A 25,698-nucleotide genomic window follows, 5' to 3' on the forward strand; every position below is an offset into this window, starting at 1 on the left:
CCAGAGCTTCACGATCAACTACGCCGCGGACCTGACCGCGTCGGTCGACGGCACCGCCGTCACCGGTGTGCTCGCCGAGGCGTTCACGCCGGGCATGCCCGCGTTCGTGACGGTCTCGAAGCTCAAGATCGACCTGGCCACCACGATCGACGGCGAGGCGGTGACCCTGACCGGGTCCGAGGACTACTCCCCGGCGCGTCCGGGCAACAGCTCGTTCACGTTCGCGGCCCTGGAGGGTGAGCGGACCGGTACGACGGCTCCCGAGGAGCTGGCCATCACCGGCGCGACCATCACGATGACCGCGATGGGTTCGGACAACACCATCCCGTGTGTCGTGGCGGAGGAGCCCGAGCCGGAGCCCACCGAGCTGACGGCGACGCAGTCCCTGTCGTGCACGTTCCAGGCCTACACGATCAACTACGCGGCCGACCTGACCGCATCGGTCGACGGCACCGCCGTCACCGGTGTGCTCGCCGAGGCGTTCACGCCGGGCATGCCCGCCTTCGTGACGGTCTCGAAGCTCAAGATCGACCTGGCCACCACGATCGACGGCGAGGCGGTGACCCTGACCGGCACCGAGGACTACTCCCCGGCGCGACCGGGCAACAGCTCGTTCGACCTCCCGGACGTCGCCGGTGAGCGGACCGGTACGACGGCTCCCGAGGAGCTGGCCATCACCGGTGCGACCATCACGATGACCGCGATGGGCAACGACAACACCATCCCGTGCGTCGTGGCCGCGCCCGCGACGGCGACCACGACCGCGCTGAACGGGTCCTCCCCGGCGGCCGCGCAGGTCGCGCTCTCGGCGACGGTCACCCCGGCCGCTGCCGGCACCGTCGAGTTCTTCGAGGGCGCCACCAAGGTCGGCCAGAAGGCCGTCGCCTCGGGTGCCGCCGCGGTGGCGCTGACCGGTGTCAGCGCCGGCCAGCACAGCTACACGGCGACCTTCGTGCCCACCGACCCGGCTGCGTTCGTCGGGTCGACCTCGACCGTCGTCAACGTGACGGTCGCCGCCGTGCCGAAGCCCGGCCCGTCGGCCGCGTGCGTCAAGGCCCAGGGTGCCGTCAAGACCACGGCTGCCGCGGTCAAGAAGGCCGACGCCAAGGTCAAGAGCACCAAGAACGCCGTGAAGAAGGCGACCAAGGCGGCCAAGAAGGCCAAGGGCAAGAAGGCCAAGAAGGCCAAGGCGAAGCTGAAGAAGGCCAAGAAGGCCGCCTCCAGCGCCGCCAAGGCGGCCAAGTCGGCGAAGTCGAAGCACGCTGCCGCGACCAAGGCGGTCAAGGCCAGCTGCTGACCGGCTGAACCAGCTGAACCAAGCGACGGTGCCCCGGCCCTCCTGTGAAGGGCCGGGGCACCGTCTCGTCCGAGTCCCACCAGGAGGAAATGAATGACCACCACGACGAAGAGCGTCGTCGTCACCGGCAGCACCAAGGGCATCGGCTTCGCGCTGGCCCGCGAGCTGCTCCGCGGAGGGCATCACGTCGTCGTGTCCGGCCGTAGCCAGGATGACGTCGACGAGGCGGCGGGCAAGCTCCAGCCCGAGGCCGCCGGCGGCGCGCAGGTCACCGGCCTCGCCACCGACGTCACCGATCCCGCGCAGGTCCAGGCGCTGTGGGACGCCGGCGTCGCGGCGTTCGGCGGCGTCGACCTGTGGATCAACAACGCCGGTGTCGCCTACACCATGCGGACCATCGCCGAGACCACCTCGGGCGAGGTGGCCACCATGGTCGGCACGAACATGCTCGGCACGATCAACGGCTCCCAGGTAGCCCTCCGCGGCATGACGGCGGCCGGCGGCGGCCGGATCTTCAACGTCCTCGGGGGTGGCAGCGACGGCAGCATCCGTCCCGGCATGGGCGTGTACGCCGCCACCAAGCGTGGCCTCGACATGTTCACCCGGGCGCTGGTCAAGGAGGTCGAGGGCACGTCCGTACGCGTCGGCCAGGTCCGGCCCGGGATCCTGGTCACCGACGGCTGGCTCCGCGAGGCGGCCAGCAACCCGGAGTCGGTGGCGAGTCAGCGCAAGATGATCAACATCCTGGTCGACCACGTCGACGACGTGGCGCCGTACCTGGTCGAGAAGATGGTGACCAGCACGAAGAACGGCGACGAGATCGCCTGGCTGACCACCGGCCGGATGATGCGGAAGTTCATGGGGCGCAAGCAGGACAAGCTCGCCCGCTACGGCCTGTAGCCGCGGCGGGCGAGCTGCCCGGGTCAGTCGAGGTCGACGACGACCTTGCCGACGTTCTGCCCGCCCATCAGGCGGGCGAACGCGGCGGGGGTCTGGTCGAGGCCCGCGTAGCGGTCCTCCAGGCTGACCAGCTCGCCCGAGGCGAGCAGCTCGCCGACCCGCGCGACGTGCTCGGCCGAGAGGTCGGCGTGGTCGAAGACGACCATGCCGACCACCTCGGCCCGCGCGGCCATCACGGCACCGGCGCGCAGCCGGGTCGGCGCGCTGCCGTTGTACTGGTCCATCAGGCCGCACAGCGAGACCCGGGCACCGATCGCGAGGCGCTCCATCACCACGTCCAGGGTCTCCTGGTCGCCGAGGTGGAGGTAGGCGTCGATCCCGTCCGGGCAGGCCTCGGCGAGCTCGTCGGCCAGGCCCGGACCGCGTCGTACGACGACGTCGTAGCCGAGCGGGCCGTCGGCCAGCTTCGCCTTCTCCTCGGACCCGACGATCCCGACGGTGCGGGCGCCGGCGAGCCGGGCGAGCTGGCCCGCGACGGCGCCGACGCCGCCGGTGGCGGAGCCGATGACGACGGTCTCCCCGGCGCTCGGCCGCAGCTGCCGGACGTGGGCGGCGTACGCCGTCAGGCCCGGCATGCCGAGCGCGCCCAGGGCCGCGGAGAGCGGCACGCCGTCGGGGACCGACACGGGGGTGACCCCGGCGCCGCCGACGACCGCCTCGCTGCGCCAGCCGGTCTCCGCGAGCACGTGCTGACCGACCGCGATGCCGGGGAACTGCGACTCGAGGACCTCGCCGACCGAGCGTCCCGGGGGTACGTCGCCCGGCCCGACCGGTGCGTCCCCGAGGTGACGGCCGCCGAGGGTGGAGCGCTGGTAGGGGTCGAGGGAGAGCGAGCGGACCGCCACCCGCACCTGGCCGTCGGCCAGCGGGCCGCGGGCCACGTGCTCGACGCGGAAGTCCTCCGGGGTGGGGACGCCGTCGGGCACGCGGGCCAGTACCACCGCCATCGGCTCGCTCGGCTGCTGCTGCGGATCCATGGGCACTCCTGGGGCTCGTAGGGACGTCAAACATATATGATCTAGGAGTGACGGACCTTACGTTCGACGTCGTGGTGGTGGGTGCCGGTCCGGCCGGCCTGATGTGTGCCACGCGGGCGGCCCGCGGCGGCGCGCGGGTGCTGCTGGTCGACAAGGAGCGCCGCATCGGCGGCACCCTGCACCTCAGTGGTGGGCACCTGTCCGCCGGCGGCACCAGCCTTCAGCGCGCTCGCGGCATCGAAGACAGCCCCGCGCTGCATCTCGCCGACATCTACCGGATCAGCAACGACACCGGGCGCAAGGACCTGATCGCCCAGGTCGTCGAGCACGCCCCCGCGATGATCGAGTGGCTGGTCGAGGCCGGGATGCCGTTCGACCCGGAGTCGCCGCGGATCGTCTACGGCCACGAGCCGTACGAGATCCCGCGCACCGTGTACGGCGTCGAGGGCGGCTACTCGATCCTGCAGGTGCTCGAGGCCGAGCTGGAGGCGGTCCGCGCCGGCCACGACCTGACCCTGTGGATGGGCGCGCCGGTGACCGGCCTGCTCACCGACGACGACGGACGCGTGGTCGGCATCGAGGTCTACCGCGACGGCGCCGAGGTCGAGGTGCGGGCCCCGGCCGTGGTCATGGCGACGGGAGGGTACGGCGCCGACGGCGAGCTGTTCGCCGAGCGGCACGGCGTCGAGCTGGTGACGGTCGCCTCGAAGACCTCCACCGGTGACGGCATCCACCTCGGCACGAGCGTGGGCGCCGCGATCCAGGGCGCGGGCACCTACCTGCCGACCTTCGGCGGCATGCGCGACCCGCAGAGTCCCCAGCGCTCGAACTGGGAGGAGCGGGCGCTGCTGACCAGCGAGCGGCCGCCGCGCGAGATCTACGTCGACGGCACCGGGCGCCGCTGGATCGCCGAGGACGAGCCGTCGATCGACGTCAAGGAGCGCGAGCTCACCGCCCTGCCCGACCAGGTGTTCTGGATGGTCTTCGACCAGGACGCCGTCGTGCGTGCAGGCGTCGACGAGCCGCCGATCGTGCTGGGCTGGGGTCCGGAGGACATGCGTCGGCACGCGAACACGCGCCCCGGCGTGCACTCCGCCGACACCCTCGAGGAGCTCGCGGCCCACGCGGGGATCGACCCGGCGGGCCTGGTCGCGTCGGTGGCGGCGTACAACCGGGCCGTCGAGGCAGGGGAGGACCCCGAGTTCGGTCGTCGCCACCTGCCGGCCCCGATCGTCGCGCCGCCGTACTACGCGCTGCACAACCAGGGCATCGCCGTGGTGACCTTCGACGGGCTCGACATCGACGCGTCGTTCGCCGTGCGCGACGAGGCGGGCGAGGTGATCGGTGGACTGTTCGCCGTCGGCGAGGTGATCGGCGCCGGTGCCACCTGCGGTAACAGCTTCTGCTCCGGGATGCTGCTGACGCCCGCGCTGGTCTTCGGCCGGCTGCTGGGGGAGCGGCTGGGCGTACCGGCGCTGCGATGACGCCGGACCGGACCCAGGCCGAGCTGGACGGCGCGCCTTTCGATCCCGAGGAGCACGACGTGCGGGTCGAGCGCGATGGCTGGATCTACTACGTCCGCGCGGTCCGACGCGCTGAGAGCCTCTCGGGCCGAGGGCTGGACCCGAACGGAAGTCTGATCGGGCTCGCGCTCCTGGTGGTGCTGGAGGCGGTCTTCGGGCGCTTCCGGGAGCGACTGCGCTGGAAGGTGGGCGTCGTGCGGCTGCCCTCGCCTCGGTCGTGGAACACCGACCGACCCCGCGTCCTCCATCGGGAGCTCCTGGGCAGTGGCGAGGATCCGGGCATCCGCATCGCCGCGCTCGCCGCGGACGTGGAGGCGGGCGCCTTCCGGTCCTGACCGCCTTCCTAAAGATTCATGTAACCTGCCTAAAGCATTTAGGCAGGAGGTAGTGATGGCGCGCGCAGGACTGACTCCGGACCGGGTGGTCCGGGCCGGGGCCGAGCTGGCCGACGAGGTCGGCTTCGCCCACGTGACCGCGTCGGCGGTCGCCCGACGCTTCGGCGTCCAGGTGGCCAGCCTCTACTCCCACGTGCGGGGCACCGAGGACCTGCGCACCCGGATCGCGCTGCTCGCCCTGGAGGAGCTCGCGGACCGCGGCGACGCCGCGCTCGCCGGCCGGGCGGGGCGGGACGCGCTGGTGGCGCTCGGCGACGTGTACCGCGACTACGCGCGCGAGCACCCGGGCCGGTACGACGCCGCCCGGCACCGGCTCACCCCGGAGGTCGCCGCCGCCAGCGCCGGCCCGCGGCACGCCCACCTGTCCCGCGCGGTCCTGCGCGGCTACGACCTCGGCGAGCCCGACCAGACCCACGCCGTCCGCCTGCTGGGCAGCGTCTTCCACGGCTTCACCAGCCTCGAGGCCGCCGGCGGCTTCGACCACTCCGCGCCCGACGCGCAGGAGAGCTGGACCCGCATCCTGTACGCCCTCGACACGACCTTGAGGAGCTGGTCCTCGTGATCACCGTCCCGATCCACCCCGACCTCGTCCGCGGCGCCATCGAGCTGGAGGAGACCGCGACCGGAATACTGCCCCACCGCCTGCCCGCCTGGGCCCGCGCGCAGCTGGCCGACGGACAGCTGGCGATGGTCGAGTCGCAGCCGGCCGGCGTACGGCTCGCCCTGCGGACCGCCGCCACGGCGATCGAGGTCGACACCATCCCGACGAAGCGCGTGTACGCCGGCGCGCCGACCCGCCCCGACGGCGTCTACGACCTGGTCGTCGACGGCGAGCTCGCCGGTCGCGGCACGGTCGCCGGTGGCCGCACGCTGATGATCGACCTGGGCACCGGGTCGTTCGAGCTCCGGACGGGGGAGCCCGGCACGCTCCGGTTCGACGGCCTGCCCGCCCGGGTGAAGGACGTCGAGATCTGGCTGCCGCACGACGAGACCACCGAGCTGGTCGCGCTGCGCGCCGACGCACCGGTGGCGCCGCTGCCCCGCGGCGAGCGCCGGGTCTGGCTGCACCACGGCAGCTCGATCAGCCAGGGCTCCAACGCCGCCACCCCGACCGGCACCTGGCCCGCGGTGGCCGCCCGCCTGGCGGGTGTCGAGCTGGTCAACCTGGGGCTCGGCGGCAGCGCCCTGCTGGACCCGTTCACCGCGCGCACGATGCGCGACACCCCGGCCGACCTGGTCAGCGTCAAGATCGGCATCAACCTGGTCAACGCGGACCTGATGCGGCTGCGCGCCTTCACCGCCGCGGTGCACGGGTTCCTCGACACGATCCGCGAGGGTCACCCGACGACGCCGCTGCTGGTCGTCTCGCCGACGTACTGCCCCCTGCACGAGGACACCCCCGGCCCGGCCGCCATCGACACGACGGCCATGGCCGAGGGCCGGCTCGGCTTCCGCGCGCTCGGCGACCCCGCCGAGGTCGCCGCCGGCAAGCTGACCCTGCGCGTCGTCCGCGACGAGCTCGCCCGGATCGTCGCCCAACGCTCGGACACCGACCCGCACCTGCGCTACCTCGACGGCCAGGAGCTGTACGGCGCTGCGGACTACGACGAGCTGCCGCTGCCCGACGACCTGCACCCGGACGCCGCCGCGCATCGGCGGATGGGGGAGCGGTTCGCCGAGCTGGGGTTCTGAGGGGCGCGCAGATTCACCGGTGAACCGGGGAATCTGGACGTTCTGGGGCAGAACTTCACCCCAGAACGTCCAGCTCTCCCTGAGAGGTACGCCGCCGCCTCAGGCCCCGACGTACGACGCCAGGTGCTCGCCGGTCAGCGTCGAGCGTGCGGCGACCAGGTCGGCCGGGGTGCCCTCGAAGACCACGCGGCCGCCGTCGTGACCGGCGCCGGGGCCGAGGTCGATGATCCAGTCGGCGTGGGCCATCACGGCCTGGTGGTGCTCGATGACGATCACCGACTTCCCGGCGTCGACCAGGCGGTCGAGCATCCCGAGGAGGTTCTCGACGTCGGCGAGGTGCAGGCCGGTCGTGGGCTCGTCGAGGACGTAGACGCCGCCTTTCTCGCCCAGGTGCATCGCCAGCCGGACCCGTTGGCGCTCGCCGCCGGAGAGGGTGTTGAGGGGCTGGCCGAGCCGGAGGTAGCCGAGGCCGACGTCCTCGAGGCGGGCCAGGATCGACGCGGCCGCCGGGGTCTTCGCCTCCCCGTCGGCGAAGAAGGCGTGGGCCTCGGTGACCGGCAGGTCGAGCACCTCGGCGATGTTGAGGCCGCCGAGACGCAGGTCGAGTACGGCGGCCTGGAAGCGCTTGCCGTCGCATTCCTCGCACGGGGTCGAGACGGTGTCCATGAAGCCGAGCTCGGTGACGATCACGCCGGCGCCCTTGCACGCCGGGCAGGCGCCCTCGGAGTTGGCGCTGAAGAGCGCGGGCTTGACGCCGTTGGCCTTGGCGAAGGCCTTGCGGACGGGCTCGAGGAGACCCGTGTACGTCGCCGGGTTGCTGCGCCGCGAGCCCTTGATCGCCGACTGGTCGACGCTCACCACGTCGTCGCGGTCCGCGACGTAGCCGTGGATCAGCGAGCTCTTGCCGGAGCCCGCCACCCCGGTGACGACGGTCAGGACGCCGAGCGGGACGTCCACGTCGACGTCCTGCAGGTTGTGCCGGTCGGCGCCGCGGACCTCGAGGACGCCGGTGCGCTCGCGCACCGAGACCTTGAGGCACGCCCGGTCGTCGAGGTGGCGGCCGGTGAGCGTGCCGCTGCGTCGCAGCCCCTCGATGTCGCCCTCGTAGACGATCTCGCCTCCGGCGCTGCCGGCCCCGGGGCCGAGGTCGACGACGTGGTCGGCGATGGCGATGCTCTCGGGTTTGTGCTCGACCACGAGGACGGTGTTGCCCTTGTCGCGCAGCTCCAACAAGAGGTTGTTCATGCGCTGGATGTCGTGGGGGTGCAGCCCGATCGTGGGCTCGTCGAAGACGTAGGTGACGTCGGTGAGCGCGGAGCCGAGGTGGCGCACCATCTTGGTGCGCTGCGCCTCCCCGCCGGACAGCGTCGATGACGGCCGGTCGAGGGAGAGGTAGCCCAGGCCGATCTCGACGAACGAGTCGAGGAGGTGCAGGAGGGCGCCGACCAGCGGGGCGACGCCGGGTGCGTCGAGGGCGCGCAGCCACGCGGCGAGGTCGGTGACCTGCATGGCGCTGACCTGGCCGATGTCGCGGCCGTCGACCCTCGAGGACCGGGCCGAGTCGTTGAGACGGGTGCCGTCGCACGAGGGGCACGCCCCGAACACCGCCGCCCTCTCGACGAACGCCTTGATGTGCGGCTGCAGCGACTCGGGGTCCTTGCTGAACATCGACTTGCGGATCTTGGGGATCAGCCCCTCGAAGGAGATGTTGATCTTGTCGACCTTCACCTTGCGCGGCTCGGCGTACAGCAGGTCGTCACGCTGGGCCTTCGTGAACTCGGCGATCGGCACGTCGCGCGGCACGACCTCCTTGTACGGCGCGACCATCCAGCCGTCGGCCGTGTAGCCCGGGACCAGGATGGCCCCCTCCTCCAGTGACTTCGACTCGTCGACGATCACCGACAGGTCGAGGTCGGAGGTCGTGCCCCGCCCCTCGCACTCCGGGCACATGCCGCCGAGGTAGGTCTGCTGCTTGACGACGTTCTTCTTGCCGCTCTCCGTGACCGAGACGCCGCCGACCTTGGTGGTCGGGATGTTGAACGAGAACGCCGTCGGGCCGCCGATGTGGGGCTCGCCGAGCCGGCTGAAGAGCTGGCGCAGCATCGCGTTGGCGTCGGTGACCGTGCCGAGCGTGGAGCGCGGGTTGGCCCCCATCCGCTCCTGGTCGACCAGGATCGCGGTGGTCAGCCCCTCCATGACGTCGACCTCGGGACGGGGCAGGTGGGGCATGAAGCCCTGGATGAACGTGGAGTAGGTCTCGTCGATCAGTCGTCGCGACTCCGCGGCGATGGTGCCGAAGACCAGCGAGCTCTTGCCCGAGCCGGACACGCCGGTGAACACCGTGAGCCGGCGCTTCGGCAGCTCGACGCTGACGTCGCGGAGGTTGTTGACCCGGGCGCCGTGCACCCGGATCAGGTCGTGGCTGTCGGCGGAGTGGGTCACGCGACCGCCTGCTTCACCAGCGCCGCGATGCGGTCGGCCTCGGCGTCGCCGATGGCGGTGACGGCGTACGACGTGGGCCACATGCCGCCGTCGTCGAGCCGGGCGGTCTCGGAGAACCCGAAGGAGAGGTACCGCTCCCCGTCGACGTCGCCCCCGCGGAAGAAGCACACGACCTTGCCCTTCGTCCCGGGCTCGGCGTACGCCGGCTGCTTGTACCAGAGCCGCGGCGCCAGGTCGGGCGCCGCCGTGGTGATGATCTCGTGCAGTCGCTCGGCGATCGGACGGTCCTTGTCCGACATCGCCGCGATCGCCTCCAGCACCTCGGCGGTGCCGTCCTTCTTCGCCATCGATGTGTCTCCTGGTGGGGGTGGGCTACTTGACCTCGAAGATGCGGATCATCGACCCGGCAGGGTCGCGGACGGCGGCGTCGCGCACGCCCCAGGGCTGCTCGGTCGGCTCCTGGACCACCTCGATGTCGCCCGCCTGCAGCTTGTCGAAGGTCGCCGTCAGGTCGGGGGTGGCCAGGTTGATGCCGGCGTAGGTGCCCTTGGCCATCATCGCGGAGATGGTGTCCCGCTCGTCCTCGGTGATGCCGGGGTCCGCGAACGGCGGGTGCAGCACGATCGAGACGTTGGGCTGGTCGGCCGGGCCCATGGTCAGCCAGTGCTGGCCGCCGTACTCGACGTCGTTGCGGAGCTCGAAGCCGAGGAGGTCGCGGTAGAACGCGAGCGAGGCCTCGGCGTCGGAGTGGGGGAGGAAGGTCTGGTGGATGGTGAGGTTCATGGGGATCACGCTAGGCCCGAGGACCGACCGACGGCTTCTCGATTCCTGATCGGCCGGGTGACCCTCCGGGCCACGCACGGCGACAGCTCGGACTCCTCCGCGACCGGCGCCGCGTGCTGCTTGCGGTAGGCGCTGGGGCTGACCCCGACCAGCTCGGTGAACCGGGTGCTGAACGTGCCGAGCGACTGGCAGCCGACCGCGAAGCAGACCTCGGTGACGCTCAGGTCGCCGCGGCGCAGCAGGGCCATCGCCCGCTCGATGCGCCGGGTCATCAGGTAGGAGTACGGCGACTCGCCGTACGCGCTCTTGAACTGCCGGGCGAAGTGGCCCGGGGACATCAGCGCGACCCGGGCCAGCGCCGGGACGTCGAGCGGCTGCGCGTAGTCGCGGTCGATCCGGTCGCGGGCGCGGCGCAGCCGGGTGAGATCCGCGAGCTGCTCCGGGGTCATGCCCGGATCGTACCGGCGGGACTCCTCGGTCATCGCCGGACGTTCTGTGCCGAAGTTCCAACGGAGAACGTCCAGCTTCCCCGGTGAACCGGGGAAGCTGGACGTCGGCCCGGGCTCGCTCAGAACGCGGTCGAGCCAGGCTTGATCACGCCGAGTACGGCGGCGGCCAGGACCATGAACCAGATGCAGTACACCCACGGCTCGCTGCGGCGGATCGAGCCGACGATGCCCTGCTCGACCTCCGGGGTGGAGCCGGTGGTCATCAGCTTCCCGAACGCCGGTCCGAAGGGCTTGAGCGCCCGCCGGATCATCACGCCGGAGAAGATGCACAGCCCGTAGGCCAGCAGCTTGGCGCCCAGCCACTTCGGGTTGGTGTCCACGCCGAACGGCTCGCTCACCACGATCGTGTAGATCGCGAAGCCGACCAGCACCGCGGAGAGCAGGTAGCGCACCCACAGGTCAGCGGTGTGCCACAGGTGGGTGCGCCGGCTGCCGCCCCGCGCCTCGGCCAGCGAGACCGCCGCCCAGGCCAGGGTGCCGACCCAGGCCAGGGCGAGCATCCATCCGGTCAGGAAGAACTCCTCACCCAGCGGCCCGTAGTACATGAGCGTCAGGCCGCTGGCCCCGAACAGGATCAGCGAGAACCGCGGTGCCATGTCGCAGCCGACCATGATCTTCGCCGCGACGGCCCGGGTCTCGGGCTGCAGCTCGGGCTTGATGATGAACCGGCTGGAGTAGTACACGCCGAGGTCGCCGCCGAGCCAGTACACGAAGAGCAGGATGTGCAGGATGATCGCGACCGTGTGGCCGTTGAGGCCGTGGGCCGCCTCGACGGCGAGGACGTCGGGCAGGGTGCTCACATCCCGTCGCCGTCCCAGCGGCCGCGGGAGCGGCTGCGGACGGGCAGCGAGGAGAGGATGGGAGCGGGGACGGGGTCGCCGTCCTTCCAGTTGACCCGGCGGCCCCAGTTGTGGGCGTCGGCGGCGGTGCGCTCCTCGGGGTCCTCCGTGGCGCGGCCGGCCCAGCCCCAGTCGAGGTTGATCGACTCGCGGACCGGGGTCTCGTCGTCGTGCGAGTGGTCGTGACCGTGGTCGTGGTCGTGGTCGTGGTCGTGCGAGTGGTCGTGGTCGTGACCGTGGCCGCCCTGCAGGGACTCCGCGTCGGCCTTCTTCATCGCCGCGATGATCGCGCGGACCGACGGGTCCTGGCCGCTGCCCTGGTGCTTGACCGGGGTGTTGTCCTGGCCCTGGTCGATCTGGAACTGCCACGATGCGGTCAGCTGGCGCATGTCCTCCTCGGTACGCCACGGCTCGGCCATGTCGTGGGTCGAGTGCGAGTGACGCACGGGGGTGTGCGGCTCCTCGATGACGCCGTCGGGGCTGTAGTTCACGCCGTCGCCGCCCCAGCGGACCCACTCGTTCTGGGTGTACCAGTTCTTCAGCTCGCCGTCCGAGCGCAGCAGCCAGGTCGCGCCGCCCTCCATGGTGGTGAAGTGGCCGTGCTTCACGCGCGCGGGGCGGAAGAAGTAGGTGCCCAGGTCCAGGGTGCCGAAGTTGTACTCCATGTGGCCCTGGGTGGTGTACGCCTCCTCGTAGCAGGGGTGGTGCGCGAGGCGGTGGTCGCTCCAGCCCTCCTGGGCGTGGACCAGACGGGTGTAGAACCCGGTGACCGGGTCGACGTGCAGGTACTTGATGAACAGACCCGGCATCGGGCCGGGGTTCGGGACGGCGTCCCAGTTCATGGCCTCGGAGTCGATGACGATGAGGTCCTCGCGCGCGTCGGCCCACCGCTGGGCGCCGGCGACGTTGTCGACCGCGTCGAACCCGGCGTCGCCGTACTCGCGGTAGTGCAGCAGCTTGGTGCCCTCGGCGACCTTCAGGTAGTCGACCGGGACGCCCTTCGGGGCGTAGAGGTAGCCGCCCTTGCCGATCTTCCGGCCGCCGTAGTCGATCTCGCCCTCGAGCACGTAGTACTCGGTGTTGGCGTGGTGGATGCCCGCGCTGCGGCCCCACTCGGTGTGGAAGTCGACCCGCAGCGAGGACGAGCCGTCCTCTTCGTCGACCGAGAGCCGACGCTCGCTGGCCCGGCCCTCGCCGCCCGGCAGCTCGGCGCCGTGCCAGACGTAGTCGTCTTCCTGGATGAGCTCGACGTGGGGTCGCACGTGTTCCTCCGATGGTGGTGTGAAACGGGATGGGGCAGGTCAGTTGGTGCTGGGTCCGTCGCGCAGATCGCGCTTGAGGACCTTCCCGCTGGCGTTGCGGGGGAGGGCGCCGAGAGCAGCCCAGTGGCGCGGGATCTTGTAGCCGGCGAGCCGGTCGCGGCAGTGGTCCGTCAGCTCCGTGGAGAGGGCGTCGTCGAGCGTCCGGCCGTCGCGGAGGACGACGTACGCCGACACCTCCTCGCCCCAGGTGCTGCTCGCGACCCCGACGACCGCGGACTCGGCCACCGCCGGGTGCTCGGCGAGCGCGTCCTCGATCTCGCGGGGGTAGACGTTGAGCCCGCCGGAGATGATGAGGTCCTTCTTGCGGTCGACGATGTGCACGTAGCCCTCGTCGTCGCGGACCACGACGTCACCGCAGGTGAGGAAGCCGTCCTCGGTGGTGCACTCCGCGGTCGCCTCGGGGTTGTCGTGGTAGCCGTTCATCAGGAACGGGGAGCGGCTGAACAGCTCGCCGGGCTCACCCGGCCCGACCGGGTTGCCCTCGTCGTCGACGACGCGCAGCTCGGTCATGAACCAGGCGTGGCCGACCGAGCCGGGCTTGCGGTCCTGGTCGGCGGGGCGGAGGTTGGTGATGATGCCGGCCTCGGTCGAGCCGTACAGCTCGTGGATGCCGCGGCCGGGGAACTCGCTCATCACCCACTGCTTGAGCGGCCACGGCAGGGCGGCCGCGTTGAAGTAGAGGGTGTCGAGCGCGCCGAGGTCGTGCTTGGCGACCGCCCCCTCGCCGAGCCCGCGCAGCATCTGCGCGTGGGTCGGCACCAGGAACGTCGACTGCACCCGGTCCCGCTCCATCAGGGCGAGGAACTCCTCGGGGTCCCAGCGGGGGAGCATGGTGACGGTGCCGCCGGTGAAGACCGGCGCGTAGCCGAAGGCGAACCCGGCGCCGTGGTACATCGGCGCGACGGCGGCCGACGTACGCCCCGGGCCGAGCCCCCACTCGAGCGCGCTGAGGTAGAACGTCAGCGCCCGGCTGCGGTGGGAGATGACGACGCCCTTGGGGCGGCCGGTGGTGCCCGAGGTGTAGGCGATGCAGAACGGGTCGAGCTCGTCGACGCGTACGTCGGGGTCCCGGGCGTCGGCGCGCGCCAACTGGGTGTCGTAGTCGGGTCCGAGTTGGCTGCCGCCGATCCCGAGCACGACCAGGCCGAGGTCGTCGACGTCGCCGGCGACGGCCGCGAGCGCGTCGTCGAGCACCAGGGCGCGGGCGCCGGCGTGCTCGAGGATGTAGCGGCTCTCGCCGGGGGTCAGGCGCGGGTTCAGCGGGACCATCACGAGTCCGGCCTTGGCGATCCCGGCGGCGATCTCGGGGTACTCCAGCCGGTTGCCCAGCAGGACGGCGACCCGGTCGCCGGGACGCAGGCCCTGGCCGAGCAGGTGCTGGCCGAGGCGACTCGCGCGCTCGTCGAGCGCGGCGAAGGTCAGGCTCCGGTCCCCGTCGATGACGGCCGTCGCGCCGGGCGAGGCGATGGCGAACTCGCGGATGCCGCCGGCGATCGAGAGCCCGGCCCCACCAGTACGGATCGGCATGCCTCAAGCTCCCTTCGACGGAATGGTTCCTAGAGAATATACGATATTTAGGACGTCGGGAATGGGACACCCCCGTTCGCCGTTGACCTCGTCATGCGGATCGAGATCTGGAGCGACGTCGTCTGTCCCTGGTGCTTCGTCGGGAAGCGGCGCCTGGAGCGCGCCCTGGCCGACTTCGAGCACCGTGACGAGGTCGAGGTGGTCTACCGCTCCTTCGAGCTGGACCCGACCGCGCCCCGGCACGGCCACGAGCTGACCACCGGCGTGCTCGCGCGCAAGTACGGCCGCAGCGAGGACGAGATGCGCGACATGCAGCAGCAGCTCGTCGACACCGCGGCCGCGGAGGGCCTGGAGATGCGGCTCTTCGAGAACGTCCACACGAACACGATCGACGCGCACCGCCTCCTCCACCTCGCGCTCGAGGTGGGCGGTCCCGAGCTGCAGAGCGCACTGAAGGAGGCGCTGCTGGCGTCGTACTTCTCGCGCGCGGAGGACGTCGGCGACCACGCCGTCCTGACCGCGGTCGCGGTCGGCGTGGGCCTGGATCCCGATCGGGTCGCCGCGGTGCTCGCCTCCGAGGAGTACGCCGACGCGGTCTCCGCCGACATCGCCCAGGCGCGCGCGTACGGCGCCACCGGCGTGCCCTTCTTCGTCGTCGACCGCAAGTTCGGCGTCTCGGGCGCCCAGCCCAGCGAGGTCTTCGCCCAGGTCCTCGACCGGGCCTGGAGCGACGCGCACCCGGTCCTGCAGACCGTCGGCGGCGACGCCGACGCGTGCGGACCCGACGGCTGCGCGATCTGACGCCGATCGGATACCCAAGGAAGGTTAGGCAGCCCTAAGCAGGCGGGCGTACGATCTACGTTCGTGCTCGCCAACTACCTGATCGGACTGCGCGAGGGCCTCGAGGCCGGCCTGGTGGTCAGCATCCTGGTCGCGTACCTGGTCAAGACCGACCGGCGACACCTGCTGCCGCGGATCTGGGCCGGCGTCGCGGTCGCCGTCGCGGTCAGTCTCGCGTTCGGGGCGGTCCTGACGTACGGCCCGCAGACGCTGACCTTCGAGGCGCAGGAGCTGATCGGCGGCACCCTGTCGATCGTCGCGGTCGGCTTCGTGACCTACATGATCTTCTGGATGGCGCAGGCGGCACGCAGCCTGTCCGGGGAGCTGCGCGGGCGCATCGACGACGCCGCTGAGGGCGGCCGGTGGGCGCTGGTCGTGGTCGCGGTGCTCGCGGTCGGTCGTGAGGGCCTGGAGACCGCTCTCTTCCTGTGGTCCGCGACCCGGGCCGGCACCCGGGAGGCGGGCGGGGTCGCACCGCCGACCTGGGAGCCGCTGCTCGGCGCGGCGCTCGGCATCGCGACCGCGGTGCTGCTGGCCTGGCTCATCTACCGCGGCGCGGTCTCGATCAACCTGTCGCGCTTCTTCACCTGGACCGGCGCGTTCCTGATCATCGTGGCGGCCGGCGTGCTGGCGTACGGCGTCCACGACCTGCAGGAGGCCGGCGTCCTGCCCGGCCTGCATCATCTCGCCTTCGACGTCTCCGACACCGTCGACGTGACCAGCTGGTACGGCGCGCTGCTGAAGGGCGTCTTCAACTTCTCCCCGGCCACCACCTGGCTGGAGGCGGCGGCCTGGCTGCTGTACGCCGTACCCGTCATGACCCTGTTCCTCCTCGGCGTCCGTCGCCGCGCCACTCCGATCCCGAAGGAAACCGCCGATGCGTAAAGCGCTCCTCGCGACCGCACTGCTGGTCGCCGTCCCGTCCCTCGCGGCCTGCACCGAGAACACCGACGGCGCGAGCGCCGACGGAGGCGGTGACGGGCGGTCGCTGACCGTCAACTCCTCGGCGGACGCATGCGAGGTGTCGGCGACCGAGGCGCCCGCCGGCACGCTCACCTTCGCCGTGACCAACACCGGCGACCAGGTCACGGAGTTCTACCTGCTCGGCGAGGACGGCCTGCGCATCGTCGCCGAGGTGGAGAACATCGGACCGAACCTCGACCGCAGCCTCACCGTGAACGCCCCCGCCGGCGAGTACGTCACCGCCTGCAAGCCCGGCATGACCGGCGACGGCATCCGGGCGCCGTTCACCGTGACCGAGTCCGACGAGGACGTGGCGGTCTCCGGTGACGAGCAGGAGCTGGTCACGACCGCGCAGGCCAACTACGCCGCGTACGTGCAGGACCAGTCCGACCAGCTGCTGGTGAAGACCCGCGAGTTCGTCGAGCTCTACGAGGCCGGCGACGACGACGCCGCCCGCGCCCTCTACCCGGTGGCGCGCACCCACTGGGAACGCATCGAGACCGTGGCCGAGTCCTTCGGCGACCTCGACCCGATGATGGACGCCCGCGAGGCCGACCTGGAGCCGGGGCAGAAGTGGACCGGCTGGCACCTCATCGAGAAGGACCTGTGGCCGGCACGTGCCGAGAAGTACCAGGCGCTGACGCCCGAGGAGCGCACGACGTACGCCGAGGACCTGCTCGCCAACACCGAGACCCTCGACGCGCGGATCCAGGAGCTGCAGTTCACCGTCGACCAGATCGCCAACGGCTCGCGCGGGCTGTTGGAGGAGGTCGCGACCGGCAAGGTCACTGGCGAGGAGGAGTTCTGGTCGCGCACCGACCTGTGGGACTTCCAGGCCAACGTGGACGGCGCCAAGGTCGGGTACGACGGCGTCCGGCCGCTCGTCGAGCAGAAGGACCCCGAGCTCGCCGAGCAGCTCGACGCGCGGTTCGCCGAGCTCCAGGAGCTGCTCGACGCCCAGCGCTCCGGTGACGGCTTCGTCCTCTACGACGACCTGACCCCGGAGCAGGTCAAGGAGCTCTCGGACGCGGTCAACGCGCTGTCCGAGCCGCTCTCGACGCTGACCGCCGCGGTGCTGTCCTGACCCCGGAGCGCAGGCGGATGATGCTGTCGTGACCCGGGTCTCCCGTCGTGGCCTCCTCGGCGGTGGCGCTGCCGCCGCCGGGGTGGCCGGCGCGTTCGTGGCCGGCCGGGCCTCCGAGGCGGCTCCGGCGCCTGCTGCCGCACCGGCGGCGAAGGTGTACCCCTTCCGCGGCGAGCACCAGGCCGGCATCGACACGCCGGTCCAGGACCGGCTGCACTTCGCGGCCTTCGACGTACGCACCGACTCCCGCGAGGAGCTGGTCGCGCTGCTGCGGGCCTGGACCGAGGCCGCGGAGCGGATGACGCAGGGCGGGCCGGCCGGAGAGATCGGTCCCGTCGAGGGCGCGACCAACCTGCCGCCGGACGACACCGGCGAGGCGATCGGGCTGCCGGCGAGCGGGCTGACGATCACCTTCGGTTTCGGTCCGTCGCTCTTCCGCGACGCGTCCGGGAAGGACCGGTTCGGCCTCGCCGACCGGCAGCCCGAGGCGCTGCGGCGGCTCCCGCACTTCCCGGCCGACAACCTGGACCCGGCCCGGTCCGACGGCGACCTGTGCGTGCAGGCGTGCGCCGACGACCCGCAGGTCGCCGTACACGCGATCCGGAACCTCGCCCGGATCGGCTTCGGCACCGTCGCCGTGCGCTGGTCGCAGCTGGGCTTCGGCCGGACCTCCACCACGTCGGTGGGGGAGGAGACCCCGCGCAACCTGTTCGGCTTCAAGGACGGCACCGCCAACGTGAAGTCGTCCGAGACCGCCGCGCTCGACGAGCACGTGTGGGTCGGGTCCGGGGAGTCCCCCGGGGACTGGCTGGCCGGCGGCTCCTACCTGGTCGCGCGCCGGATCAACATGACCATCGAGGTCTGGGACCGCCAGCCCCTCGGCGACCAGGAGAACTTCGTCGGCCGCACCAAGGCCACCGGCGCCCCGCTGTCGGGCGGCGAGGAGTTCACCGAGCCCGACTTCGACCTCCCCGGCTCGGGTGGCCCGGCCATCCCCGCCGACGCCCACGTCCGCGTCGTCCACCCCGACGCCCACGACGGGGCCCGGATGCTGCGCCGCGGCTACAACTTCGTGGACGGCAGCGACGCCCTCGGCGGCCTGGACGCCGGCCTGTTCTTCATCGCCTACGTCCGCGACCCCCGCACCCACTTCATCCCGATCCAGAACGCCATGTCCACCAACGACGCCCTGATGGAGTACCTGAAGTTCACCGGCTCCGCCCTCTTCGCCGCCCCACCCGGCACGGCGCCCGGCGAGTACATCGGCCAGTCCCTCTTCACCTGACGCCGTCGCTCGCCTCGCGACGCTGGCGAGCCAAGAAGCAGCCTCGGGTGCAGTGACGCTGGTTGAGGTGTGAAGGACGAAGTCCTGAGCCTCGAAACCCGGTGAGCCGAGAAGCAGCGCCGGGTACGACGGCCGCCGAACATGACGCTGGTTGAGGTGCGAGCGGAGCGAGCCTCGAAACCCCGTGAGCCGAGAAGCAGCGGTGGGTACGGCGGCCGCGGTCTCCGGTCGGGTCACGGCAGTTTCAGTGATCACTGAGATAACGGGGCCACCGCAGCCAGCACTCGTCGTACCTGGTCGCGGTCACCGGCCGGTTGGCGGCTCCTTCGGGTCGACCGCTGTGGCCACCGCTGCGAACCTCAGTACGACGGAAGCCGAGGGACGCTGGTTGAGGTGCGAAGGACGAAGTCCTGAGCCTCGAAACCCCGTGAGCCGAGAAGCAGCGCCGAGTACGGCGGGCGCCGAACGTGACGCTGGTTGAGGTGTGAGGCGCCCCAGCGCCGAGCCTCGAAACCCAGTGAGCCGAGAGACGGCGCCGAGCGAGCACGCCCGGCCGCTGTGGATGACGACCCCGGATTGTCGGTGCCCGTATCTACCATCTTCGTATGGCCACTCGGGAACTCCACGACTGCGACAACGCATCCGCGTTGCTCGCCTACGTGGGCGCCGCGCGGCAGGCGGAGGCCCACGGTGCCGCCCAGCAGCTGGCCGCGGCGGTGGCGTGGGCGGGGATGCACTCGACGGATTCGTACGACGATGCGGCAGTCCTAGTCCCGGGCGCGGAGGACGCGCTGACGATCGCCGGCGAAGGCGCCCCGCTGGTGGCGGAGTTCAGCGTGCTGGAGTTCGCCGCAGCCCTCGGGCTCTCCTCCGACGCGGGGCGGATGTACCTGGGTGAGGCGGTCGAGCTGGCCCACCGCCTCCCACGCCTCTACGCCCGGGTCCAGTCGTTGGACCTGCCGGTGTGGAAGGCGCGGCGGGTCGCGAAGTCCACCCTCGACCTGCCGCCCGCGGGTGCGGCGTACGTCGACGCTCACTTGGCGTCCGTGGCGCATAAGGTCTCGATCGCCCAGCTCGACCGCACGGTCGAGGAGGCGCGGGTCCGCTTCGACCCCGACGAGGCCGAGGCTCGCCGGATCGCGGCCCAGGAGGGACGGCACTTCGACATCGAGACCCGCCAGGTCTCCTTCGACGGCTGCGTCGACGTCCACGGCACCCTCGACCTGGCCGACGCCCTCGATCTGGAGGACGCCGTCGCCCGGCGTGCGCGTGACCTCGGCGACCTCGGCCTGGACGCACCATTGGACGTCCGCCGCTCCATCGCCGTGGGTGACCTGGCTCGCCGTCAGCTCTCGCTGGACCTCGCGGCCGCCGAGCCCGAGGATCGGCCCAAACCCCGCCAGGTGCTGTTGCACGTGCACCTCTCCGAGGCCGCCCTCGCCGGGTCGGCGACCGATCTGGACCTCGCCCGAGTGGAGGAGACCCGCTCCTTCGTCTCGGCCGAGCAGGTGAAGAACTGGTGTGCCAATCCCGATACGCAGGTGGTCGTGAAGCCGGTCATCGACCTCGCCGATCACGTCCACGTCGACGCCTACGAAGTCCCGGACCGGCTCCGCGAGCGCCAGGTGCTGCTGCAGCACACGTGCGTGTTCCCGTGGTGCCAAAGACGAGCCAGGCGGGCGGACTGCGACCACATCGACCCCGCCGCGAGTGGCGGAACCACCTGTGACTGCAACATCGCCCCGCTCTGCCGGCGACATCACCGCGCGAAGACGCACACGCGGTGGCGTTACGACAAGGTCGACGACACCTCGTTCGTGTGGCGAAGTCCCAACGGGCTCGTCTTCGGACGAGACCACCACGGCACCAGCCCGCTCGAGACCCTGCAGCCCTGACCGGCGCCGCCTGTCAGGGTTACAGGCACGCCCGGGAACGCCGCTCCTCAGGCTGCTTCTCGGCTCGCCGGGTTTCGAGGCTCAGGACTTCGTCCTTCGCACCTCAACCAGCGGGCGGCCCGGGCTTCGTCCTTCGCACCTCAACCAGCGGGGGCGCCCGGACTTCGTCCTTCGCACCTCAACCAGCGGGCGGCCCGGGCTTTGTCCTTCGCACCTCGACCAGCGTCAGGTCGACGCTGGTTGAGGTGCGAGCGGAGCGAGCCTCGAAACCTGGTGAGCCGAGAGTCGGCGGCGAGTACGGCGCCCCGTCCGTCGCACCTCAGCGACCGGCTCGCCACTCCTCGGCGGTGATCGTGAAGTACGCCGACGGGCTGTCGTACCACTTCTCGATGATGCCGCGATCGGTCATCCCGATCCGGCGCATCACGGACTGCGAGGGGTAGTTGTCGGTGTGCGAGACCGCGATGATCTCGGGCAGGCCGGCGTCGAAGCCGTGGCCCAGGACCGCGCGCGCCGCCTCGCTGGCGTAGCCGTGGCCCCAGGAGTCCGGGTGCAGGTGCCAGCCGATCTCCACCTCGCCGTCCTCGGCGTTGGGCAGGGTGAGCAGCAGGACCGAGCCCACGACGACGCCCGTGGCGCGCACCTCGATCGCCCAGAAGCCGAGCGGCGGGGTGGCCGAGCGGTCGGCGTACCGGTCGACGCGCTGGTGCGCCTCGTCGAGGTCCTTCATCAGCACCGGCTCGCCGTCGCCGAGCCACTTCACGACCTCGAGCCGGCTCTGGATGTCGAGCAGCCGCTCGGCGTCGTCATGGGTCCAGGGGCGGATCAGCAGGCGCTCGGTCTCGAGGTGCACCCCGCGAGCCTCGCACGCGAAATCAACCGGCGCATCCGAGTTCCGCGGTGCCAGGATCGACGCATGACGGAGACCCCCTGGCTGCCCCCGGACTGGCAGCACCCCACCCGCGTCGAGCTGTCGACCGGCCACCACCTCCGGCCGATCCACCCCGACGACACCGAGCTCGACATGCCCGCCGTGATGGGCTCGCGCGAGCGCCTCTGGTCGATCTACGGCGAGGCCTGGGGCTGGCCGCCCGCCACGATGACGGCCGAGCATGACCGCGAGGACCTGCAGCACCACTGGGACGAGGCCGAGGCCCACCTGTCCTTCAACTACGCCCTCCTCGACGCGGGGGAGACCGAGCTGATCGGCTGCGTGTACGTCGACCCGCCCCACCCGTCGCACCCCGGCGCCGACGCGGTGATCTCCTGGTGGGTGCGCGACGAGTACGTCGGCTCGCCCGTCGAGGCCGCGCTCGACGAGCTGGTCCCGCGGTGGATCGCCGCGGACTGGCCGCTGGAGGCGCCGTACTACGGGGTGTGACGGGGCACCGGGAGCGCGTGCAGACCTTCCTCCCGTACGCCGACTTCGAGGCTTCCGCGCGGTCGCTCGACCCGAAGCGGCTCGGCAAGCAGCGCGTCGAGTGCCTCCAGGTCGTCCGCGGCCTGACCGTCCCCGGCTACGGCTGGCGCCACCATCCGGCGGTGAAGATGTGGCGCGGCCACCTGGAGGCCCTCGGCCGCTACTCGCTCACCTGTTGCGACGTGTGGACCGAGGCCGGCCGCGCGGACACCTGCGCCACCACCCTCGTCACCGATCTCGCGGACGCCGGCGTGACCGAGATCCGCACGCAGGCCGACCTGGCGGCGGCGGGCGAGCTGCCCGCGTGGCTCGGCGACGAGGACTTCCACCGCAGCCACCGCTCCTCGCTCCTGCGCAAGGACCCGGAGTTCTACGGCTCGCGGTTCACCGACGTCCCCGACGACCTGCCCTACGTCTGGCCCACGACCGCGGCATCGGACTCCGCGTCGGCGTCGGGGTCGGAGTCCTGATCCTCCTCGGGGCCGAGGTCGATCAGCCGCTCCACCCCGATCTCCTCCAGGAAGCCCGCGTCGTGGCTGACCACGACGAGCGCCCCGCGGAAGGAGTCGAGCGCCGAGACCAGCGCGTCGTACGACGCGAAGTCGAGGTTGTTGGTCGGCTCGTCGAGCAGCAGCAGCTGCGGCGCTGGGTCGGCCAGCAGCAGCGCCGCCAGCGTCGCGCGGAACCGCTCGCCTCCCGACAGCGCGCTCACCGGCTTGTCGGCGTCGCGGCCGCGGAAGAGGAAGCGCGCCAACCGTGAGCGGACCTCGGTGCGGTCGGCGCGGGGAGCTCGCGCGGCGACGTTCTCGGCGACGCTGAGGTCGTCGTCCAGCAGGTCGAGGCGCTGCGAGAGATGTCCCACCGGCACTCGAGCCTGCGGGAGCAGCGACTCGAGCAGCGTCGTCTTGCCCGAGCCGTTCGGCCCGACGATCCCGACCCGGTCCGGCCCGCTGATCTCCAGCTCGCCCCCGGTCAGCACCACCCGTCCGCGCGGCACCTCGGTGCCGGGCAGGTCGATGCGGATCCCGCGGTCCTCCCGCAGCCGGGACTCCGCCGCGTCGAGCCGCTCCCGCGCCGCGTCGAGCCGCTCCTCGTGCACCTTGCGGTACTTCGCCGCCGACTGCTCGGCCGCGTTCTTCTTCATGCCCGCGACGATCTTGGGGATGCCGCCCGCGAGCTGCGTCTGCCGCCCCTTGCGCCGGCGCTGGGCGAGCACGCGCTCGGCCTCCTGCCGGTCGGAGCGCTGCTTGCGCAGGTCGGCGCGGGCGGTGCTCACCGCCTGCTCGGCGGCGTCCTGCTCGGCCGCGACCTGGGCGGCGTACGACGAGTAGCCGCCGCCGTACCACCGCACCGAGCCACTGCGCAGGTCGCCGATCCGGTCCACGCGCTCCAGCAGCTCGCGGTCGTGGCTGACCACCAGCAGGGTGCGCGGCCAGGTCCCGACCAGGTCGTACAGCCGCTCGCGCGCGGCGCGGTCGAGGTTGTTGGTCGGCTCGTCGAGCAGCAGGACGTTGGGCCGGCGGAGGAGCAACCGGGCCAGGCCCAGCTGGGTGGCCTCGCCGCCGGACACCTCGCCGATCCGGCGGTCCAGCAGGTCGCCGGGCAGCCCGAGCCGCTCGAGCTCGGCGACCGCCCGCTCCTCGACGTCCCAGTCGTCGCCGACGACGTCGTACAGCTCGGGATCGGTGTCACCGGACTCGATGGCCCGCAGCGCCCGCCGGGCGGCCCCGATGCCGAGGAACTCCTCGATCGGCTGGTCGACGTCGAGGGTGAGGTCCTGGGGCAGGTAGCCGACCTCGCCGGCGACGCGCACGTGCCCGGACGTGGGGGTCAGGACGCCGGCGACGAGCTTGAGCAGCGTCGACTTGCCGGAGCCGTTGACCCCCACGAGGCCGGTGCGCCCGGGGGCGACGAGCAGGTCGAGGTCGTCGATGACGGTGGTGCCGTCGGGCCAGGTGAGGCCGACGGAGGACAGGGTGATGGCAGCGGACTGCACGGGTGCTCCTGGAAGGTCTGAGGGAGGTACGCCGGGAGCGCGCGAGTGCGCTCGGAACCGGGCGGATGGACTTCCTCAGAGGAGCAACGGGACCTGCCGATGGGAGGCAATGGGACGCCTTCACCGTAGCCCGCTGGCGATGCGGGCGCCAAGGATTATCTCGGGTACTGTGGCCATCGGCACAGCGTCGTGCACGATCGCCCCGGCCCGCAGCAGACCCCGCGTCATCAGGGGCCGGTGAGGCGCTCCCGTCACTTCCCGATCGACCTGTTGAAGGACATCCGCTGTGAGCAAGCCCGTCGTACTCATCGCCGAAGAGCTCAGCCCCGCCACCGTGGAGGCGCTCGGCCCGGACTTCGAGATCCGCAACTGCAACGGCGCCGACCGCGCCGAGCTGATCCCGGCCATCGCCGACGTCGACGCGATCCTGGTCCGCTCCGCCACCAAGGTGGACGCCGAGGCGCTGGCCGCCGCCAAGAAGCTGAAGGTCGTCGCCCGCGCGGGCGTCGGTCTCGACAACGTCGACGTCAAGGCCGCCACCCAGTCCGGCGTCATGGTCGTGAACGCGCCGACCTCCAACATCGTCTCCGCCGCCGAGCTCGCCGTCGCGCTGATGCTCGCCGCCGCCCGTCACGTCTCGCCCGCGCACGCGGCGCTGAAGAACGGCGAGTGGAAGCGGTCGAAGTACACCGGCATCGAGCTCTACGAGAAGACCGTCGGCATCGTCGGCCTGGGCCGCATCGGCGTCCTGGTCGCGCAGCGGCTCTCCGCCTTCGGCATGAAGGTCATCGCGTACGACCCCTACGTGCAGGCCGGCCGGGCCGCCCAGATGGGCGTGCGCCTCGTCGACCTCGACACCCTGCTCGCGGAGTCCGACTTCATGTCGGTCCACCTGCCCAAAACCCCCGAGACGGTGGGCCTGATCGGCGCCGAGCAGCTCGCCAAGGCCAAGTCGCAGCTGGTGCTCGTCAACGCCGCCCGCGGTGGCATCGTCGACGAGGCCGCGCTGTACGACGCGCTGAAGACCGGCCGCATCGCCGCCGCCGGCCTCGACGTGTTCGCCAAGGAGCCCTGCACCGACAGCCCGCTCTTCGAGCTCGAGAACGTCGTCGCCACGCCGCACCTCGGTGCCTCCACCGACGAGGCCCAGGAGAAGGCCGGCATCGCGGTGGCCAAGTCGGTCCGCCTCGCCCTCTCCGGCGAGCTGGTCCCCGACGCCGTCAACGTCCAGGGCGGCGTGATCGCCGAGGACGTGCGCCCCGGCATCCCGCTCACGGAGAAGCTCGGCCGGGTCTTCACCGGCCTGGCCGGCGAGGTCGCGCAGCAGCTCGACGTCGAGGTCCGCGGCGAGATCACCGAGTACGACGTCAAGGTGCTGGAGCTGGCCGCGCTCAAGGGCGTCTTCAGCGACATCGTCGAGGACCAGGTCTCCTACGTGAACGCGCCGCTGCTGGCCGCCGAGCGCGGCACCGCCGTCCGCCTGGTCACCGAGGGTGAGAGCCCCGACCACCGCAACCTGATCACGCTGCGCGGCACCCTCGCCGACGGCTCGCAGGTCTCCGTCAGCGGCACCCTGGTCGGCATCAACCAGCGCGAGCGCCTGGTCGAGATCAACGGCTTCGACGTCGACATCGAGCCCACCGACCACCTGGCGTTCCTGACCTACAGCGACCGCCCGGGCATGGTCGGCACCGTCGGCCAGATCCTCGGCGACGCCCAGGTCAACATCGCCGGCATGCAGGTGGCCCGCGACGCCAAGGGCGGTCAGGCGCTGGTCGCCCTGTCGGTCGACTCCGCGATCCCCGCCGACGTGCTCACCGAGATCCAGTCGGCCATCGACGCCACCTCGGTGCGCGCCGTCAGCCTGGTCTGAGCCACACCGACAGCCCCCGGGGCTCCGCGGACGAGCGGAGCCTCGGGGGCTGTCGCGTTCCCGGGCACGCGCAGGT

The 25,698-nt window shown here is 71.6% G+C and carries 24 protein-coding genes; 14 read left to right on the top strand and 10 right to left on the bottom strand.

Annotated elements, in window-relative coordinates; translation table 11 throughout:
- Together VMF51_RS15050 and VMF51_RS15055 are read left to right on the top strand one after the other, a co-directional pair.
- The coding region (locus tag VMF51_RS15050) for an Ig-like domain repeat protein (protein ID WP_325475266.1) at positions 1-1,297 on the top strand (1,297 nt) is incomplete at its 5' end.
- Between the two features lie 93 nt (positions 1,298-1,390).
- Complete coding sequence (locus VMF51_RS15055; protein ID WP_325475267.1) at positions 1,391-2,197, top strand: SDR family oxidoreductase; 807 nt, start codon at positions 1,391-1,393, stop codon at positions 2,195-2,197.
- A 23-nt stretch (positions 2,198-2,220) separates the two neighbouring features.
- On the opposite strand, the gene VMF51_RS15060 is transcribed toward VMF51_RS15055, so the two are convergent.
- Positions 2,221-3,234 carry an NADP-dependent oxidoreductase gene (locus VMF51_RS15060; RefSeq protein WP_325475268.1) on the bottom strand — a complete coding sequence of 338 codons (1,014 nt, stop codon included), beginning with the start codon at positions 3,232-3,234 and terminating at the stop codon, positions 2,221-2,223.
- A gap of 47 nt (positions 3,235-3,281) precedes the next feature.
- On the opposite strand from VMF51_RS15060, the gene VMF51_RS15065 reads away from it, so the two are divergent.
- The 4 genes from VMF51_RS15065 to VMF51_RS15080 are packed head-to-tail and all read left to right on the top strand — an operon-like array spanning position 3,282 to position 6,844.
- Positions 3,282-4,718: an FAD-dependent oxidoreductase gene (locus tag VMF51_RS15065; RefSeq protein WP_325475269.1), complete on the top strand. Its 1,437-nt coding sequence runs from the start codon at positions 3,282-3,284 to the stop codon at positions 4,716-4,718.
- Entirely contained in the window at positions 4,715-5,092 is a 378-nt protein-coding gene (locus tag VMF51_RS15070; protein WP_325475270.1) for a hypothetical protein, read from the top strand. The genes VMF51_RS15065 and VMF51_RS15070 overlap by 4 nt, the downstream gene beginning before the upstream one ends.
- A gap of 55 nt (positions 5,093-5,147) precedes the next feature.
- Positions 5,148-5,714 (top strand): TetR-like C-terminal domain-containing protein, encoded by a 567-nt coding sequence (locus VMF51_RS15075; protein ID WP_325475271.1) that lies wholly within the window; start codon positions 5,148-5,150, stop codon positions 5,712-5,714.
- Complete coding sequence (locus VMF51_RS15080) at positions 5,711-6,844, top strand: GDSL-type esterase/lipase family protein (RefSeq protein ID WP_325475272.1); 1,134 nt, start codon at positions 5,711-5,713, stop codon at positions 6,842-6,844. The genes VMF51_RS15075 and VMF51_RS15080 overlap by 4 nt, the downstream gene beginning before the upstream one ends.
- Before the next feature lie 99 nt (positions 6,845-6,943).
- On the opposite strand, the gene VMF51_RS15085 is transcribed toward VMF51_RS15080, so the two are convergent.
- The 7 genes from VMF51_RS15085 to VMF51_RS15115 all read right to left on the bottom strand — a co-directional run bounded on the left by VMF51_RS15085 (position 6,944) and on the right by VMF51_RS15115 (position 14,266).
- A complete protein-coding gene (locus VMF51_RS15085) occupies positions 6,944-9,286 on the bottom strand; it encodes an excinuclease ABC subunit UvrA (RefSeq protein WP_325475273.1) in 2,343 nt (780 codons plus the stop codon).
- The gene (locus tag VMF51_RS15090) at positions 9,283-9,633 is read right to left on the bottom strand and encodes a DUF1801 domain-containing protein (RefSeq protein ID WP_325475274.1); all 351 of its coding nucleotides are present in this window, start codon (positions 9,631-9,633) and stop codon (positions 9,283-9,285) included. Before VMF51_RS15090 ends, VMF51_RS15085 begins: the two co-directional genes overlap by 4 nt.
- A 25-nt stretch (positions 9,634-9,658) precedes the next feature.
- On the bottom strand, positions 9,659-10,069 hold the full coding sequence (locus VMF51_RS15095; RefSeq protein ID WP_325475275.1) for a VOC family protein: 411 nt from the start codon (positions 10,067-10,069) through the stop codon (positions 9,659-9,661).
- A gap of 5 nt (positions 10,070-10,074) precedes the next feature.
- Positions 10,075-10,518, bottom strand: a complete 444-nt coding sequence (locus VMF51_RS15100) for a helix-turn-helix transcriptional regulator (RefSeq protein ID WP_325475276.1) — start codon at positions 10,516-10,518, stop codon at positions 10,075-10,077.
- A gap of 119 nt (positions 10,519-10,637) precedes the next feature.
- On the bottom strand, positions 10,638-11,378 hold the full coding sequence (locus tag VMF51_RS15105; RefSeq protein ID WP_325475277.1) for a hypothetical protein: 741 nt from the start codon (positions 11,376-11,378) through the stop codon (positions 10,638-10,640).
- Positions 11,375-12,679, bottom strand: a complete 1,305-nt coding sequence (locus VMF51_RS15110) for a DUF4437 domain-containing protein (protein ID WP_325475278.1) — start codon at positions 12,677-12,679, stop codon at positions 11,375-11,377. The genes VMF51_RS15105 and VMF51_RS15110 overlap by 4 nt, the downstream gene beginning before the upstream one ends.
- 39 nt (positions 12,680-12,718) lie before the next feature.
- Positions 12,719-14,266 (bottom strand): class I adenylate-forming enzyme family protein, encoded by a 1,548-nt coding sequence (locus tag VMF51_RS15115; RefSeq protein WP_325475279.1) that lies wholly within the window; start codon positions 14,264-14,266, stop codon positions 12,719-12,721.
- Positions 14,267-14,359: 93 nt separating this feature from the next.
- On the opposite strand from VMF51_RS15115, the gene VMF51_RS15120 reads away from it, so the two are divergent.
- The 5 genes from VMF51_RS15120 (at position 14,360) to VMF51_RS15140 (ending at position 20,333) form a co-directional block, all read left to right on the top strand.
- Positions 14,360-15,067, top strand: coding sequence for a DsbA family oxidoreductase (locus VMF51_RS15120; RefSeq protein WP_325475280.1), 708 nt, complete (start codon positions 14,360-14,362; stop codon positions 15,065-15,067).
- 63 nt (positions 15,068-15,130) lie between these two features.
- Positions 15,131-15,991: an iron uptake transporter permease EfeU gene (gene efeU / locus VMF51_RS15125; RefSeq protein ID WP_325475281.1), complete on the top strand. Its 861-nt coding sequence runs from the start codon at positions 15,131-15,133 to the stop codon at positions 15,989-15,991.
- A complete protein-coding gene (efeO, locus tag VMF51_RS15130) occupies positions 15,984-17,153 on the top strand; it encodes an iron uptake system protein EfeO (RefSeq protein ID WP_325475282.1) in 1,170 nt (389 codons plus the stop codon). Before efeU ends, efeO begins: the two co-directional genes overlap by 8 nt.
- Positions 17,154-17,181: 28 nt before the next feature.
- Positions 17,182-18,438, top strand: coding sequence for an iron uptake transporter deferrochelatase/peroxidase subunit (gene efeB, locus VMF51_RS15135; protein ID WP_325475283.1), 1,257 nt, complete (start codon positions 17,182-17,184; stop codon positions 18,436-18,438).
- 605 nt (positions 18,439-19,043) lie between these two features.
- On the top strand, positions 19,044-20,333 hold the full coding sequence (locus tag VMF51_RS15140; protein WP_325475284.1) for an HNH endonuclease: 1,290 nt from the start codon (positions 19,044-19,046) through the stop codon (positions 20,331-20,333).
- A gap of 319 nt (positions 20,334-20,652) precedes the next feature.
- On the opposite strand, the gene VMF51_RS15145 is transcribed toward VMF51_RS15140, so the two are convergent.
- A complete protein-coding gene (locus tag VMF51_RS15145; protein ID WP_325475285.1) occupies positions 20,653-21,186 on the bottom strand; it encodes a GNAT family N-acetyltransferase in 534 nt (177 codons plus the stop codon).
- Positions 21,187-21,249: 63 nt separating this feature from the next.
- On the opposite strand from VMF51_RS15145, the gene VMF51_RS15150 reads away from it, so the two are divergent.
- Together VMF51_RS15150 and VMF51_RS15155 are read left to right on the top strand one after the other, a co-directional pair.
- A complete protein-coding gene (locus tag VMF51_RS15150; RefSeq protein ID WP_325475286.1) occupies positions 21,250-21,714 on the top strand; it encodes a GNAT family N-acetyltransferase in 465 nt (154 codons plus the stop codon).
- Between the two features lie 17 nt (positions 21,715-21,731).
- The gene (locus VMF51_RS15155; protein WP_325475287.1) at positions 21,732-22,223 is read left to right on the top strand and encodes an MSMEG_6728 family protein; all 492 of its coding nucleotides are present in this window, start codon (positions 21,732-21,734) and stop codon (positions 22,221-22,223) included.
- Here the strand turns inward: VMF51_RS15155 and VMF51_RS15160 are convergent.
- The gene (locus VMF51_RS15160; RefSeq protein WP_325475288.1) at positions 22,163-23,749 is read right to left on the bottom strand and encodes an ABC-F family ATP-binding cassette domain-containing protein; all 1,587 of its coding nucleotides are present in this window, start codon (positions 23,747-23,749) and stop codon (positions 22,163-22,165) included. The genes VMF51_RS15155 and VMF51_RS15160 overlap by 61 nt on opposite strands.
- Before the next feature lie 286 nt (positions 23,750-24,035).
- Here VMF51_RS15160 and serA point away from each other — a divergent pair, with 286 nt between their 5' ends.
- Entirely contained in the window at positions 24,036-25,622 is a 1,587-nt protein-coding gene (gene serA / locus VMF51_RS15165) for a phosphoglycerate dehydrogenase (protein ID WP_325475289.1), read from the top strand.
- Positions 25,623-25,698 lie beyond the last annotated feature (76 nt).

It is taken from the genome of Nocardioides sp. (assembly GCF_035503875.1).
In the GTDB taxonomy this organism is placed as follows: Bacteria; Actinomycetota; Actinomycetes; order Propionibacteriales; family Nocardioidaceae; genus Nocardioides.

Excerpts from the sequence above, each read along its gene's own strand:
- VMF51_RS15055 (WP_325475267.1), top strand. The coding sequence starts at position 1,391 with ATGACCACCACGACGAAGAGCGTCGTCGTCACCGGCAGCACCAAGGGC.
- VMF51_RS15060 (WP_325475268.1), bottom strand. The coding sequence starts at position 3,234 with ATGGATCCGCAGCAGCAGCCGAGCGAGCCGATGGCGGTGGTACTGGCC.
- VMF51_RS15070 (WP_325475270.1), top strand. The coding sequence starts at position 4,715 with ATGACGCCGGACCGGACCCAGGCCGAGCTGGACGGCGCGCCTTTCGAT.
- VMF51_RS15075 (WP_325475271.1), top strand. The coding sequence starts at position 5,148 with ATGGCGCGCGCAGGACTGACTCCGGACCGGGTGGTCCGGGCCGGGGCC.
- VMF51_RS15090 (WP_325475274.1), bottom strand. The coding sequence starts at position 9,633 with ATGGCGAAGAAGGACGGCACCGCCGAGGTGCTGGAGGCGATCGCGGCG.
- VMF51_RS15095 (WP_325475275.1), bottom strand. The coding sequence starts at position 10,069 with ATGAACCTCACCATCCACCAGACCTTCCTCCCCCACTCCGACGCCGAG.
- VMF51_RS15100 (WP_325475276.1), bottom strand. The coding sequence starts at position 10,518 with ATGACCCCGGAGCAGCTCGCGGATCTCACCCGGCTGCGCCGCGCCCGC.
- VMF51_RS15115 (WP_325475279.1), bottom strand. The coding sequence starts at position 14,266 with ATGCCGATCCGTACTGGTGGGGCCGGGCTCTCGATCGCCGGCGGCATC.
- VMF51_RS15120 (WP_325475280.1), top strand. The coding sequence starts at position 14,360 with ATGCGGATCGAGATCTGGAGCGACGTCGTCTGTCCCTGGTGCTTCGTC.
- efeO (WP_325475282.1), top strand. The coding sequence starts at position 15,984 with ATGCGTAAAGCGCTCCTCGCGACCGCACTGCTGGTCGCCGTCCCGTCC.
- VMF51_RS15140 (WP_325475284.1), top strand. The coding sequence starts at position 19,044 with ATGGCCACTCGGGAACTCCACGACTGCGACAACGCATCCGCGTTGCTC.
- VMF51_RS15150 (WP_325475286.1), top strand. The coding sequence starts at position 21,250 with ATGACGGAGACCCCCTGGCTGCCCCCGGACTGGCAGCACCCCACCCGC.